The sequence below is a fragment of the Pseudoalteromonas nigrifaciens genome (assembly GCF_002221505.1).
Classification (GTDB): Bacteria; Pseudomonadota; Gammaproteobacteria; order Enterobacterales; family Alteromonadaceae; genus Pseudoalteromonas; species Pseudoalteromonas nigrifaciens.
This window is the reverse complement of the sequence record NZ_CP011036.1, coordinates 2,702,622-2,717,607: the sequence shown is the minus strand read 5'-3', so window position 1 is coordinate 2,717,607 and position 14,986 is coordinate 2,702,622. Positions and strand designations below refer to the sequence as shown.

Sequence of the window (14,986 nt, the reverse complement as noted above, 5' to 3'; positions counted from 1 at the left end):
GCGCTCGTTAGCTTATTTACTGTAGCTGCAACCTAGCTTTTTATTAAGTGCAGCCATTACAATAGGGTCTACAAATTCGCTTACATCACCATTATGGCGTGCCACTTCTTTTACTAAGGTTGACGAAATAAACGAATTTCGCTCTGACGGGGTTAAAAATACACTTTCTAAATCTGGGTTTAGGCGTCGATTCATATTCGCTAGCTGAAATTCATAATCAAAATCAGAAACCGCTCTTATGCCTCTAATTAATACATTAGCATTGTGATCGCGTGCCAAATCAGCAAGTAAACCTGAAAATCCTATCACTTTTACATTATCTATATGAGTTAAAAGAGTATTAGCTAGAGCTACACGCTCATCAAGGCTAAAGCAAGGCTGTTTACTGGGGTTATGAGCAATAGCAACGATAACAGTATCAAACATCTTTGAGGCACGTTGAATTAGATCTGTGTGTCCGTTAGTTAGCGGATCAAAAGTACCTGGATAAATTGCAGTGATTTTCATAAAGTATCGCTATGTATTATTTTTAGCATTAGTGTAACAGTGTTTTTTATACAAATCAGCCTAGTAAGTGGCTTTAATTGTCACGACTAAGCTATTACACAGAGTGTTTAATTATGCTGTTTTTGTTTATACTAGACAACTTATTGTACGAATTGTAACTTGTTGAATAAAATAGAGTGTTAGTATATGAATACCAAGGATAAAATAATACACACCAGTATTTCATTGTTTAATGAGCATGGTGAGCGAGCGATATCAACTAATCATATAGCCTCGCATTTAAACATGAGCCCGGGTAATCTTTACTACCATTTTAAAAATAAAGAAGACATTATTCGCCATATTTTTGCGCTGTATAGTGAGCACTTGAGCACTCACTTTAAACCTATAAACAAAAATGATGATGCATTTAGTCAGTTAACGGTATATTTAGATTCGCTATTTGAACTGATGTGGCGCTACCACTTTTTTTACGACAATTTAGGCGATATTTTGGCGCGAGATACGCAGCTTAAGCAGGCTTATATTAATTTTCAACTAGAGCTGTTAGAGCAGGTGCGTAAAATAATACTTGGTTTACGTGATAGTGAAATGATTGCGATTAATGAGCAAGATGCGCTCGAACTTGCACATACGCTTAAATTAACAGTTAGTTTTTGGACCCCTTATATTAAAGCCCGCAGGCTCAGTGGCGCACTTGCCGAGCAAGATATTTATCATGGTATTTTAAAAGTATTAACTTTATTTAGAGCCTACAGCACAGATAAAAGTAGCGATAAAATGAACCAGTTACGCGAAAAATACACGCAACTTGCTCACTCAGCCCCAAGTATTCCGGCTGCTCTTAGTTCCTAGGCGTTAATTTTTTTGCTATAATCGCGCGCCCAATGCCTGGGAGCGCGAATTCCCGCAGTCTAAGAGTGAACTATGCTTAAATTTATCGTCAAACTACATCCTGAAATTGCCATCAAAAGCCGCTCGGTTCGTAAACGCTTTACCAAAGTGTTAGAAAATAACATTAAGATTGTACTGCGCCGTATTGACGAAAAAGTACAAGTTAGAAACAACTGGGACAATATCTCAGTAGTTACCCTACTTGAAGGTGAGCAAACACGTGCCACTTTTATTGATAGCCTAGCGCGAATTCCGGGTATTGTGCAGTTTATAGAAGTAACCGAAACGAGCTTTGAAACGCTTGACGATATTTATAAAAAAACCATTGAATTAGTTGGTCACACCATTGAAGGTAAAACGTTTTGTGTACGCGCTAAACGTATTGGTAAGCATGACTTTACTTCAACGGAGTTAGAGCGTTATGTGGGCGGTGGACTAAATCAGCATGTTGCCGGTGCAAGCGTAAAGCTAAGCCACCCAGAAGTAACGATACGCCTTGAAATAAAAGACGAGAAAGCTTACATAGTATCGCATACTCACCTTGGCATGGCAGGCTTCCCGCTGCCAACACAAGAAGATGTACTATCGCTTATGTCTGGCGGTTTTGATTCGGGTGTAGCCAGTTATCAAATGATCCGCAAAGGCGCTCGTACGCACTTTTTGTTTTTCAATTTAGGGGGTGCGGCGCACGAAATTGGTGTTAAACAAGCGAGCTACTACTTATGGAATAAATACAGCTCAACTCATAAAGTTAAATTTATTACCGTTGATTTTGAACCAGTAGTAGCAGAAATATTAGAGAATATTGAAAACAGCCAAATGGGTGTGGTGCTTAAACGCATGATGATGCGTGCAGGCAGTAAAGTGGCCGAAAAATTAAATATTCAAGCCTTGGTAACCGGTGAAAGTATTGGTCAGGTTTCTAGCCAAACATTAGCAAATTTAAGTGTCATTGACCGCGTAACCGAAACCCTTATTTTACGCCCGTTAATTCAACACGATAAACAAGAAATTATTAATATTGCACGTCAAATTGGTACGGCCGAAATGGCCGAAACGATGCCGGAATACTGTGGTGTTATTTCTAAAAAGCCAACTGTTAAAGCTAAAATAGAAGTAATAAAAGCAGAAGAAGAGAAGTTCGACTTTGATATTCTTAATACCGTAATAGAAAACGCACGAGTAATGGATGTGCGCGATATTGATGTAGAAGCTAAGCAGGAACTAAAAGAAGCTGAGTCGGTTGCCGATTTACCAGCTGGTGCAGTGGTGGTTGATATTCGCTCTCCAGAGGAAGAAGAAGCAGCACCACTGGAAATTGATTCTATAGAAGTGGTGCATTTGCCGTTTTTTCGCTTAGCAACTAAGTTTGGTGATTTACCAAAAGATCAAGACTATTACTTGTATTGCGATAGAGGTGTAATGAGCCAGTTACAAGCGCTTATTCTACACGAACAAGGCTTTACTACGGTAAAGGTATATCGCCCGTAAAAGTTAACTATTTAAAAAGCGTGGTTTATACCGCGCTTTTTTTTGCTGCAATTTTAGCTAAAAGTTCATCGTTAAAAGGGGTTTTAATATTATGAAGCTTACCTTGCTCGCTAATGTACCCACAAATCGCCATTATTTCGGTTGCTCTATTGTGAGCAACATCTTGTTGCATAGATGAGAAGTTTTCTGCGGTACGTGCCATCACATCATACGCACTGCTCAGTGCATTGATTAACGTTACATCAAGGTTTTTTGCCTTAGCAATATTACATGCTTCGGTTAGTAGGTTAATTATAATTGAGCAATATTGAGGCTCGCGCAACTGACCATTTTTAATGTTATGTAGCGCACTTAGCGGATTTATTGCTATGTTAACTAATAACTTATTAAAACGTAGCTGCTCAATATTCATAGACGCATTTAAAAGGGGGATCGCGGTTAATTGATCCGCCATAATTTTGCTATTTTTAACACCTAAGTTGTTACATCCGCCAATTATACTTTGCCCATTACCAGTGTGCTGTACTATATATTGGTTTGATTTAAACCCAGCCATACTCGTTGTTAAAAAATAAAGCGCTTGGTGTTCATTGAGCTCACATTTTAACTGCTCTACATTACCCATCCCGTTATGCGAAAGCACAACAGAGCAATGCTGAGGCAAAAACTGTTTTATTTGTGCAAATGCGCTTTGCACTTGAAAGGCTTTTACCGTAAATAAAAACACATCAAATTTAGGTAAACTATTAAGCTCATTTAATGAAATAAAAGAGGCATTTATTTTTTGTGAAGCACTGTTGTCACTACTGTAAAAGCGAGTGTTACTCGTACTTTTTCGGGTTAACACGCTTACACTATGCTGCGCACTTAAAAAGTGGGCTAATAATAAGCCTATTGCGCCGTCGCCAATAATAAGAATTTTAGCCATGAGAGTTCTTTTTACGTGGGGTTAAAATTGCTTTGATTATAAAGTAGCTTGCTGCGCCGGCAAAATCTGCAATAAAATCTGCGATTGATGCTTGCCTATATGGAAGTGCGTCTTGCATTATTTCTATTGCAGCACCGTAACCGGCTAATAAAAGTATTTGTGCGTATAAAGGGAGTTTAAACGCTTTATCCATTATTATGGCAAGGATGAAAAATATCCCAAAGTGGGCTACTTTATCAACATGAGGAAACAGGTTGCCAACCCCTTTTATTTCTTTCGCAAATAAAAAGGTAAACACCACAATACTAATTAAAAAAATTGCTTGATAAACACGCCTTGTCACAACAAATCCTAAAATCGCTTAAAAAAGAAACCGTAGTATATCAAACTAATTTAGTATCGCACCTGAACAAGATGCATAAAAGTGTAAAGATTTATAGTTTTAGCGTTATAATCGCTTTAATAAATTAAGTATAAAATTAAGATAAAATAGTTAGGAGAAATCAATGCCTTCATTTGATATTGTATCTGAAGTAGAAATGAACGAAGCTAAAAACGCAGTTGATAATGCAAACCGTGAACTAGAAACTCGCTTTGACTTTAGAGGAGTTGATGCATCGATTGAGCTAAATGATAAAGTAATTAAGCTTAAAGCCGAAGCTGACTCTCAGGTTATACAATTATTTGATATTTTAGCGAGTAAAATTTCTAAGCGTGGTATGGATGTATCAAGCCTTGAATTGCAAGATATTAGCCGAGCGGGTAAAAATGTTTTTCGTAACGTTGGTTTAAAGCAAGGTATTGAAAAAGAGATGGCTAAAAAAATAGTTAAAGCCATTAAAGATTCAAAAGTTAAAGTACAAGCCGCCATTCAAGGCGAAGAAGTACGCGTAACGGGTAAAAAGCGAGATGATCTTCAAGAAGCTATGCAAGTAGTACGCAGCGCCGATTTAGGCCAGCCATTTCAGTTTAAAAACTTCCGCGATTAATAAAACAGATTACAGATATTATAGAGATTAGGAGACTAATTTTTAAAAATTTGCGTTAAAAAAGCCAAGCTACAGCAATGAAGTTTGGCTTTTTTGCTATTAGTAGCTTGGTATGTAATCTAACTCTTTTACAGTGATTGTTGAGGGTTTATATCGTTAAAAATTAAACTTTGGCTATATAGACGTCTATTGACATTTATAAACAAAATACTCACAATAGCGACCTATTTTCAAGGTGCTTGCTTAATACCTTTGTATACGTTTCAAAGTATTGAAATTAACAGCAAGATAATCGGGAAGTTGGTGCGTTTTCAAGACGATAACAACCCCAACACTGCCCCCGCAACGGTAAAGTATTAGCAGCTATTATAGTGTTGACTGAGTCCGGAGACCGGCCTTGAAGTAATCTTACTTATTAACATCTTTGCGGTGGGCAAAGGTAGGGGACATCATGTTAAATAAAACCGCTCTAGGTGTGGCAATTTCGGCTGCACTTTCATTTTCAGTATCTGCTACAGTGCAACCAATCGAAAAAATTACCGTTACAGCTAATAAATTCGAACAACCTATTAGTAATGTGCTGGCCAGTGTTAGCGTAATTGACCGTGCTGATATTGAAAAAAGTAATGTGCGAGACTTACCTAGTTTGTTGGCTTCTCAAGCTGGTTTTCAAATTAACTCAAATGGTGGCTTTGGCCAAAATTCAGGTGTTTCGCTACGCGGTTCAGGTTCACGCCATACCCTTATTTTAATTGATGGTGTTAGAGTCGGCTCGGCTACTCTTGGCTATAAAGGTATTAGTAATATTGCCCTTAATACTATTGAGCGTATTGAAGTTGTTAAAGGTTCTCGCGCTGCTGTTTATGGCTCAGATGCCTTAGCTGGGGTGATTAATATTATTACTCGTAAAGCTGATAATATTCGCTTAGATGCTACTTTTGGCAGCAATGCTTATCAAAGCTACCAAATGGCGGGTGGAACAAATATAAATGATTTAAGTGCATCATTTAACGCTGGAATTGAAAAAACCGATGGTTTTGATGTACTGCAAAACCATGCACCAGATGAAGACGCTTATGAGAACAAAAATATTGGCTTCAATATCGCTTATAACGATGACTATTTAGGCAAGCTAACCGTACAAACTCAGTATAATGAAGGTTATGCTCGTTATGATAATCAGTACAGTGCAGCAGACAGCAGTGATGAAAGTAATGATTTTGAAAACTACCAAGTATCATTAGGGTGGAATAAAAGCTACGAAAATCAAATACACCATATAGCATTCGCATTTTCTAGCGATAGCCAAGATAACACCAGTGAAGGTGTGGTTAGTATGTACGAAACTAAGCGAAATCAAATTGATTATACTGGGCAGTATATTGTCTCAGATGAGCTTAATATTAATGGTGGCTTGAACTGGTACAAAGATAAAATCGAAACCAACGCAGGTAATTATGATAAAGATAGCCGTGAGGTTTTTGCTGGCTTTTTAGGTGCGTATTACGATGATAATACGGTTTTAGCTAATATCGCAGTTCGCCAAGATCATGACCAACAATTTGGTGATAAAACCACGTATACAGCAGCGGTAGGTTATCATTTAAATAAGTTTGCTACGTTTAGAGCAAGTCAAAGCACGGGCTTTAAATCGCCTACCTTTAATGATATTTATTTTCCAGGTTCAGGTAACCCAGACCTAAAACCAGAAACGTCTGAGAATAAAGAATTAGGTTTGTTGTTAAGTTATCAAGATATTGCTTTAGAAGTGTCTATTTTCCGTAATGATTTTGACAATAAAATAGCGTGGGCACCAACACCTGCAGGCCCTTGGCAGCCAACAAATATAAACGAAGCGCGCCATGAAGGCATTGAGTTTAGCTTTTCGCAACAACTAATGGGTTTTGAGCATGCATTTAACTTCACTTACTTATCTGCAGAAGATTTAGAAACGGGCCAAGAGTTAGCTTATGTATCAAAAAATACCTTTAACTGGTCTTTAAATAAAGGGTGGGGAGATTTTGATGCGGGTATCGATTTGCAGTATCGTGGCGATAGGAAAGGTAAATTAACAGATTTATCTTCATATACATTATGGAACCTAGTCGGTAACTATCAAGCAACTGAGCAGTTAAGCTTTTCTTTACGGGTCGAAAACCTGTTTGATAAGCAGTACGATGAAGTTGATGCCTATGGTATTGATTTAGATGGCGATTATATAAATGATGAATTTTATTACTATAACACCGCTGACCGACGCTTATTTATTGGTGCTGCATACCAGTTTTAATATGTGCTACGTAGCTTAAACTTAAAAGCTCGCTAAATTAGCGAGCTTTTTTGTGCGTTACAAAATGGGTTTAATCAGCTAAAAACTCTTTAAATTCGGTTTCGAATTTATGCAATTTAGGGGCAATTAAAATACTGCAATAGCCTTGGTTTGGATTTTCGTTGTAATAATCTTGATGGTAATGCTCTGCTGGATAATACGTGGTGGCAGGGCTAACCTCAGTCACTATTGGCTCGCTTACCTGGTTTTGTAATTGAGCGATCACCGCGTTAGTAAGTGTTAGCTGTGTTTGGTTGTGATAATACACAACACTGCGGTATTGTGTGCCTATATCGTTACCTTGGCGGTTGAGCTGGGTGGCATCGTGCAAAGTGAAAAACATTGCTAGTAATACTTCAAAACTAATAATAGTGTCGTCAAATTCAATTTGCACTACTTCTGCATGGCCGCTAGTGCCTGAGCATACTGACTTATAGGTAGGAGTGTCTGTGTTGCCACCAGTGTAACCCGAGCTTACATTTAATACGCCGTTCACTCGTCTAAATGCGGCGTCTATACACCAAAAACAGCCGCCACCAAAGGTAGCGACTTGCGTTGTTGAACTCATAAATACTCCAAAATAGCTGTAAGTTTAGATTATGCAGAGCATAAGTCTAAAGCGTCGTAACAACAAGGTTACGACGCTATTAGGAGGTTAGATCTCTTCGAATGGCTTTTTAGCGGCTTGTTTATCAAGTTTTTGCTGCAAAAACTCAGGTGACTGTGTATTGCGCGCAAGTGCATAGTAAGCAGCAGGTACTACAAACAGAGTCAGTAGGGTTGATACAACAACACCGGTAAACACTACAACACCAATTACCATACGGCTTTCTGCACCCGGGCCCGAGGCTAAAACCAGAGGTACCGCACTCATTACAGTGGTTAATGAGGTCATAATAATAGGGCGTAGGCGCTGCGTAGCGGCTTGTAAAATAGCTTCGCTAAACTCTACGCCTTTGTCGCGTAGTTGGTTAGTAAACTCAACAATTAATATGCCGTTTTTAGCACTTAACCCTATGAGCATCACAATACCTATTTGGCTGTAAATATTGAGCGTAAGTCCTGTGGCCCACAAGCCAAACATAGCACCCATTAAGCCAAGGGGTACGGTAAGCATTATTACAAAAGGGTGCATAAAGCTTTCAAACTGTGCCGCTAGTACTAAAAAGGTAACCGTAAGTGCTAAAATAAACACGTAGGTCATGGCCGAAGCACCTTCATAAAACAACTGCGATTCGCCTTTGTAGTCAATCGCACCATCTATGTCGTTTTCTTCCATGGCCACTTTGTTTAAAAAGTTAAGTGCTTGCTCAAGTGTATAACCATCGGCTAAGTTGGCGCTTAAGGTAATTGCACGCATACGGTTGTAGCGGTTTAAGCGCGATGCGGTAGCTTCTTCTTTTAAGCTAATTAAACTATCAAGCGGGACTAGCTCGCCACTGCGTGATTTAAGATAAATGTTTGATATATCAGTAGGGTTGGCAAAGTCTTCTTTAGTGCCTTTTAAAATAACGTCGTACTCTTCGCCGCGATCTATAAAAGTAGTAACACGACGCTGACCTAGCATAGTTTCGAGTGTACGCCCTACATCAGATACAGAAATACCTAAATCGGCCGCTTTGTTTTTATCTATGCTGACTAAAAACTGTGGGAATGTTTCTTTGTAATCATGATCGATTCTAACCAGTCCTGGATTTTTCTCAGCGCGCTCTATAATACGGTCGCGCCAATCGGCTAGTTGTGCGTAATCGTTACCTTGTAGTACAAACTCGATTGGGCGTGATGAACCACCGCCGCCAATGCCTCGGCGCATAATAGCAAAGGCTCGCACGTCGGTAACTTCCTGCAGTTTAGTGCTTATTTCGTCCATTATTTCCCAGGTAGAACGTTGGCGTTTGTCCCAATCGGCCATACCTACAATTGCTACACCGCCACTGCCGCCCCAGCCTGGTACGCGCACGAGTACGCGGCTTAGCTCGCCAGATTCAGAGTAAGGCATTAAGCGATCTTCAATTTTACTCATGTTAGCGGCATTGTTCTCATAACTGGCGCCTTCAGGGCCACTCATCATAACAAAAAAGGTACCACGGTCTTCTTTAGGTGTTAGCTCAGAGGGTATTTGAGTAAATAATGAATAACTTACAAAGCCAGCTAATAATAAGCTGATCATTAAGCCCCATTTTCGGGTCATGTTAGAGGCAAGTGAGTTACGATAACTAAGCTCTACCTTAGCAAAAAAGCGGTTCATCGACTGACTAAATTTACTTTCTTTTTCAGAGGCTTTTAATACTTTAGAACATAACGCAGGTGAAAGAGTAAGTGCTGTAATACTTGAGAAAAACACTGCGGCACTTACCGCCATAGCAAATTCAGTAAATAAAGCACCAATACGGCCATCCATAAATACTAAGGGTACAAATACCGAAATAAGCACTAAAGTGGTGGCAATAATTGCAAAGCCCACTTCGCGCGCGCCTCTATAAGCGGCCAATAAAGGAGGCTCGCCAAGCTCTATGCGGCGATGAATGTTTTCTAACATAACAATGGCATCATCAACCACTAAGCCGATTGCTAGTACCAGTGCAAGTAAAGTAAGTAAGTTAATGGAATAACCCATAGCGAGTAAAAACATAAAACTACCCACTAACGCCACCGGCACAGTAACTGCAGGGATTAAGGTGGCACGAATATTACCTAAAAATATAAAAATAATTAATACAACTAAGCCCATAGAAATAGCAAGGGTGCTGTATACCTCATTAATCGATTCTTTTATAAAAATAGATGAGTCGTAACTATCCTCTATAGTGGTTCCTTCGGGTAGGTTACGTTTTATTTTTTCAAGTTCGGCGCGGGCGTTATCAACCACAGTTAAGGTGTTGGCTTTAGCTTGCTTTACAATGCCTAAACCAATCATATTGCGGCCATTACCCCGAAATAAACTCTCGTCATCGGCGGCTTCTAGGTGTACATCAGCCACTTCACTTAAGCGTACTAGGTAACCATCATCACCGCGTTTTATTACTAGGTTTTGAAAGTCGCGCTGATCTTTATAACTGCGGGCAGTACGTACGGTAAAGTCACGGTCAACCGATTCAATTTCGCCAGCGGGTAACTCTACGTTTTCGGTGCGTAGTGTTTGTTCTATATCGCTCGCAGTAATACCGCGAGCAGCCATCGCTTGGCGGTTTAGCCAAATTTTCATGGCGTATTTTCGTTCACCACCAATGCGTACGTTAGACACACCATCAACTACGGCTAGGCGATCAACAATAAAACGCTGTGCGTAATCAGATAATTGCATTGAGTTCATGGTTTCGCTGTTTAGCACAAACCATACAATAGGGCTTTCATCGCTGTTAGACTTAGACACCTCAGGCGGGCGAACTTGTTCAGGTAGGCTATCTGCGGCGCGGGCAACACGTTCACGCACATCGTTAGATGCAGCATCTATATCGCGCTTAATATCAAACTCAATCGTAATATTGGAGCGGCCATTACGGCTCGATGAGTTAATACTTTTAATGCCTTCAATACCCGAGATACGGTTTTCGATGACTTGGGTTATTTTGGTTTCTATAATCTCTGCAGAAGCACCTGTATATTCGGTACTAATATTAACAATAGGTGTTTCAATGTCAGGGTACTCACGCAGTGGCAGCATGCTAAAAGCAACGAGCCCAAAGGTGAGTAAAAGTAGGTTTATTACAATCGCAAAAACAGGGCGTTTAACGCTAATATCGGTAATTTTCACGGGTTATCCCTTCACGCTAACTTTACTGCCAGAGCGAATTTTTATTAGCCCCTCAGTTATAATTTGCTCACCATCGGTTAAGCCTTCATCAACAGCAACCCAGCCGTTATTTCTGCCCGCAATATGCACTTCAACACGATTAGCAACACCGTCCAAAATTTGAAATACGTAATGTTTGTCTTGTAGCGGAATAATTGCTTTTTCTGGAACCATTAATGCTTGGTTACTACTTAGCTCTAACGCTGTTTTAAGTAGCATACCAGGGCGAAGCAAACCTGAATTATTTGCAAAGCTGGCGGTTACTTCTACGCTACGCGTTACCGAGTCAATACGCGAACTAATATGCGTTACTTTACCGATAAAGGTTTGATCTGGATAAGCATCATTTTGAGTGAGCACTTTCATGCCGGTAGCTAATTGCGCTAAATATTTTTCAGGTACTTTAAAGTCTACCTTAATGATACTTATGTCATCGAGCGTGGTAATAATTGAACTGTTATTTACATAGGCACCAATCGATATTTCACGCTTGCCCAACATGCCAGAAAATGGCGCGGTAATGGTCATTTCAGCTAGCTTGGTTTTAGCACTTTCTAATTGTGCTTGGGTGGCATCAACTCGTGATAATTGCTCTTCAAGTAACGATTTTGCTGTTGACTGAGAACGTGAAAGTTCGGTAAGTCTATCGAGTTGGCGTTTTTCTTCGCGTAAATTAATATTTAGCTCTTTTACAGCAATTTGTTCTTGTTGGCTTTGCAGTTGTACTAGCTTTTGGCCTTTGCTAACTAGGTCGCCATCTTCAAAGAAAATATTAGTCACGTAATCACTTTGTGCGCTGGTAATATATACAGCTTGGTTAGCGCGAGCGCTACCAATAGCTTCAATCATTACTGCATTTTCTTGCGAGGTAACAGTGTGAGCAGACACTTGCGTGGCCATTTGTGAAAAATCTGCTTGTTCACCTTGGCTAGCGGGTAAATATAAATAAACGCTAAATATTACGAGTAGCGTAATAATAAATGGAAAAAGAGCTCTACCTGATTGTCTTGAGTACATTGCTTTAATACCAAAAAATAAATTATAACTATTGTACGAAATAACACCGAGAAAAGGCGGTATTATGTCCCATTAATTTGTGAATTAAGCGTAAAAGTTATAATAATTAATTAAATAAACTCATGCTTGAGCTTTAAAAGGTATTTTATGAAGTTAAATACGTCGTGCAAAAAATGTTTAATGCTCAGAAAAATAGCATTGTGGGGCATTATTATGTTCATTTTTTACAGTGTTTATTATCAATATGGATGAGTTTAACGCTATGCAAATTAAGTATCGTGCGCAGGGAGCTAAGCATGGCATAGAAGTATTAATTGTTGGTGCGATTGGTTTGTTATTCATTATGCTGTTTAATTTATTACGCCCTGGTGAAATTAGCATTCTAGAAATTTTTTTAGTTAGTTTGTGTATTGCAGCAATAACAATTGGTTTTTTTAAAACCCAAGAGCCATTTTATAGCTTAGTGTTAACCACTGAGCAGTTAACTTATCAGCACAAATATGGTGTTTGGCATTTAGCTCATAGTAATTTTAAATCAAGCGGAATACCCAAAATAGCAGTAGGGCTTGAGCACTTAGAGCTTAACGTGGTGGGAATTAAGGTAAACGATATGGATGAGTTTTTAACGGGTTTGGCCCCAAGAATCGCAGGGAAATTATTGATAGAGCAGCGTCATTTATTTATGCAACTAATTCAAAAGAATTGCAAAAATGGCGGTTGCCCATCAGAATGGCTGGTAGAGGATACACAATATAGATCTAAAAATGGAATTAGCTATAATGGGTTAATAGCAATGTTTGCCAACAGGGCTAAGCATTTGCAGTTACTAACAGGCTATGAGCTATTATTACCAGCGAGTGTATTAGATAGAAATATTTGGGAATTTAGTGCTAACTTAAATGCATGGCAGCGCGAACCCCTTAAATTTATAGCGTCGCAAGTAAGTAATTAAAACGCGGCAGTAGGAATAATAATGAGCCAAGAAAGAGCTTTTTTAAAAAGTGGTCGTAATACCATAATACATAAAGACAAAAAACTTGATTTAGTCATTGTTAATTCTGAGATCCACCCTCGAATTAAAGTGACCCAAAATGGCTTAGAACCATTTAAAGAAGAGCTGCCAAAAAACCGCCGTGACGCAAAAGAGCGTTACTTAGAAGTTGTTTATGTTGGTAGCGCCGATGTGTTTGGCGAAGAAAAACGATTGTTATTTATTCAAGCCCTTGATGGGCGGGAATACAAGGTTGATTACAGTAAAATAGGTACTAAGTTATTTGTACGTATTCATCAAGATAGTTATTTATAGTACTTAGTGGCACTTTTATTGCTTTAAATAATTATTAATTATTTTTTGATATAAAAAGGTGCTTAGTATGAGAGCAATTGCGTTAATCCCGTTATTGTCGTGTGGGCTATTGGTTGCATGCGGAGGTGGGGGGAGCTCTGATGATGGTGATAACACTCAAGCTTCAGTATTTGCAGGTAACGATTTGCAAATTATTGAAAAAACCGATTTTACTATTACTGCAAAAGGCTCACCTACCGAGGGTACGTTTACTTGGCAGCGCGTAAGCGGCCCCATTGTTGATGGATTTCCGCTTGATGGTGCAGTGCAAACTATTACCGCGCCAGATGTAAAGGCAGACAGTGAACTGGTGCTCAGAGTAAGCTATCAAACAACCGGTGGTGGTTTAGTACATGACGATATTAGTATTTTTATTACATCAAACAATCAATTACCCCAAGCTGTAATTACTCAAACAGCACCGCAAGTATTGCCATCGGTTTATAACGATACCGTAACGCTAAGCGCAGCAGACTCAACAGATCCAGATACAAATGGTCAAATTAATAGCTACTTGTGGCAATTAATATCAGGACCAGCCCTCAATATTAATAGTTTTACTAATTCTACCTTAAGCTTTAGCCATCCACTGCTTGAAAACCATACAAATTTAAAGTGGTCATTAACGGTTACCGATGATGAAGGGGGAGAGTCAACCTCTGAATATGACATGACTTTAAATAAAACAGCGCAAGTTGTTATTGCCAATGCCGGGGCTGATCAGCAAGTTAACGAGTTTGATAAAGTAACCTTAGATGCAAGTAACAGCGCTGCCGCAACCAGTACTTATAAATGTGACTGGCAACAACTAACCGGCAAAGCGGAAACATTAGCTAATAGTAATCAATGTATTACTACTTTTTATGCCTCAGACATAGACACTAACGCCACTTTAAGCTTTGAAGTAATGGTTACTGATTCAAAAGGGCGCACCGCAAACGATAGTGTATTTGTAGATGTTGCACCTAAAGCGCTTGGGTTAATAAACGATACAGGTGTAGGGGAGTGTTACAACAATACTCAACGTATAAACTGTGTTAGTAAAGATTTTCCAAATCAAGATGCTGAACTTGGTCGAGACAGCTTTGCGAATCGTTTAGCCAAAGTAGGGCAAGGTAATTTAGCGTTTGATTACACCAAACTAAATGAGTTTGCCGATGAAGTGGCTGATGACGCACAAAATTTTAGTTGTATTCGCGACAACGTAACCGGTTTAGTGTGGGAGGTTAAAAGCCCTGTGTCAGGTGTGGTACCTAACACTACATTACGCGATGGGCAAAATCATTACACATGGTACCTTACTGAATCTGCTATTCCTCAGGTAGGCGGAGCAAGAGGCGCAGCTAACTCTAGTTGCCCAAGTAATACCGATTGCGGATTGCAAAGCTATATACAAGAAGTAAATGCGTTAGATTTTTGTGGTGGCACAAATTGGCGAGTACCTACTTACACCGAGTTACTAAGCTTAGTAGATTACGGCAAGCAAGGGCAAAATGTATTAATAGATGAGAGTATTTTCCCTAATACGCCAGCGGTTAGTTTACTGGGTCACTTGCGTTATTGGACCTCTCAAACAGCGGTTGATGGTACCAGTTTATCGCAAGCTTATATTATAGATATGAGCGATGGTAATGACCTTGCTTATCCAAAAAGTAAGACTGCTTATGTTCGTTTAGTTAGAAGCCGTTAGGGG

The 14,986-nt window shown here is 39.3% G+C and carries 13 protein-coding genes and 1 riboswitch; of the genes, 7 read left to right on the top strand and 6 right to left on the bottom strand.

What is annotated here, in order from left to right:
* Nucleotides 1–12: 12 nt before the first annotated feature.
* A complete protein-coding gene (gene coaD / locus PNIG_RS12870) occupies nt 13–507 on the bottom strand; it encodes a pantetheine-phosphate adenylyltransferase (RefSeq protein WP_011328939.1) in 495 nt (164 codons plus the stop codon).
* A 186-nt stretch (nt 508–693) separates the two neighbouring features.
* Between coaD and PNIG_RS12865 the strand changes: the two genes are divergently transcribed.
* The gene (locus PNIG_RS12865; RefSeq protein WP_011328938.1) at nt 694–1,362 is read left to right on the top strand and encodes a TetR/AcrR family transcriptional regulator; all 669 of its coding nucleotides are present in this window, start codon (nt 694–696) and stop codon (nt 1,360–1,362) included.
* A 72-nt stretch (nt 1,363–1,434) separates the two neighbouring features.
* The gene (thiI, locus tag PNIG_RS12860) at nt 1,435–2,892 is read left to right on the top strand and encodes a tRNA uracil 4-sulfurtransferase ThiI (protein WP_089368656.1); all 1,458 of its coding nucleotides are present in this window, start codon (nt 1,435–1,437) and stop codon (nt 2,890–2,892) included.
* Nucleotides 2,893–2,917: 25 nt separating this feature from the next.
* Here the strand turns inward: thiI and PNIG_RS12855 are convergent, their stop codons facing one another.
* A complete protein-coding gene (locus PNIG_RS12855) occupies nt 2,918–3,820 on the bottom strand; it encodes a ketopantoate reductase family protein (protein WP_089368655.1) in 903 nt (300 codons plus the stop codon).
* Nucleotides 3,813–4,163 carry a VanZ family protein gene (locus PNIG_RS12850; protein WP_011328935.1) on the bottom strand — a complete coding sequence of 117 codons (351 nt, stop codon included), beginning with the start codon at nt 4,161–4,163 and terminating at the stop codon, nt 3,813–3,815. The genes PNIG_RS12855 and PNIG_RS12850 overlap by 8 nt, the downstream gene beginning before the upstream one ends.
* Nucleotides 4,164–4,326: 163 nt before the next feature.
* Between PNIG_RS12850 and PNIG_RS12845 the strand changes: the two genes are divergently transcribed.
* Complete coding sequence (locus PNIG_RS12845) at nt 4,327–4,809, top strand: YajQ family cyclic di-GMP-binding protein (RefSeq protein ID WP_011328934.1); 483 nt, start codon at nt 4,327–4,329, stop codon at nt 4,807–4,809.
* Nucleotides 4,810–5,058: 249 nt separating this feature from the next.
* Nucleotides 5,059–5,223, top strand: a riboswitch (cobalamin riboswitch).
* Between the two features lie 37 nt (nt 5,224–5,260).
* Nucleotides 5,261–7,099, top strand: coding sequence for a TonB-dependent receptor domain-containing protein (locus PNIG_RS12840; protein WP_089368654.1), 1,839 nt, complete (start codon nt 5,261–5,263; stop codon nt 7,097–7,099).
* A 70-nt stretch (nt 7,100–7,169) separates the two neighbouring features.
* On the opposite strand, the gene msrA is transcribed toward PNIG_RS12840, so the two are convergent.
* From msrA to PNIG_RS12825, 3 genes are all read right to left on the bottom strand, one after another.
* Nucleotides 7,170–7,706 carry a peptide-methionine (S)-S-oxide reductase MsrA gene (gene msrA, locus PNIG_RS12835; protein WP_089368653.1) on the bottom strand — a complete coding sequence of 179 codons (537 nt, stop codon included), beginning with the start codon at nt 7,704–7,706 and terminating at the stop codon, nt 7,170–7,172.
* A gap of 87 nt (nt 7,707–7,793) precedes the next feature.
* On the bottom strand, nt 7,794–10,892 hold the full coding sequence (locus PNIG_RS12830) for an efflux RND transporter permease subunit (RefSeq protein WP_089368652.1): 3,099 nt from the start codon (nt 10,890–10,892) through the stop codon (nt 7,794–7,796).
* Between the two features lie 3 nt (nt 10,893–10,895).
* Nucleotides 10,896–11,948, bottom strand: a complete 1,053-nt coding sequence (locus tag PNIG_RS12825; protein WP_089368651.1) for an efflux RND transporter periplasmic adaptor subunit — start codon at nt 11,946–11,948, stop codon at nt 10,896–10,898.
* 244 nt (nt 11,949–12,192) lie between these two features.
* Between PNIG_RS12825 and PNIG_RS12820 the strand changes: the two genes are divergently transcribed.
* The 3 genes from PNIG_RS12820 (at nt 12,193) to PNIG_RS12810 (ending at nt 14,983) form a co-directional block, all read left to right on the top strand.
* Entirely contained in the window at nt 12,193–12,900 is a 708-nt protein-coding gene (locus PNIG_RS12820) for a DUF2982 domain-containing protein (RefSeq protein WP_089368650.1), read from the top strand.
* A gap of 21 nt (nt 12,901–12,921) precedes the next feature.
* Nucleotides 12,922–13,254 carry a hypothetical protein gene (locus PNIG_RS12815; protein ID WP_011328927.1) on the top strand — a complete coding sequence of 111 codons (333 nt, stop codon included), beginning with the start codon at nt 12,922–12,924 and terminating at the stop codon, nt 13,252–13,254.
* A 67-nt stretch (nt 13,255–13,321) separates the two neighbouring features.
* Complete coding sequence (locus PNIG_RS12810) at nt 13,322–14,983, top strand: Lcl C-terminal domain-containing protein (RefSeq protein ID WP_089368649.1); 1,662 nt, start codon at nt 13,322–13,324, stop codon at nt 14,981–14,983.
* Nucleotides 14,984–14,986: the final 3 nt, after the last annotated feature.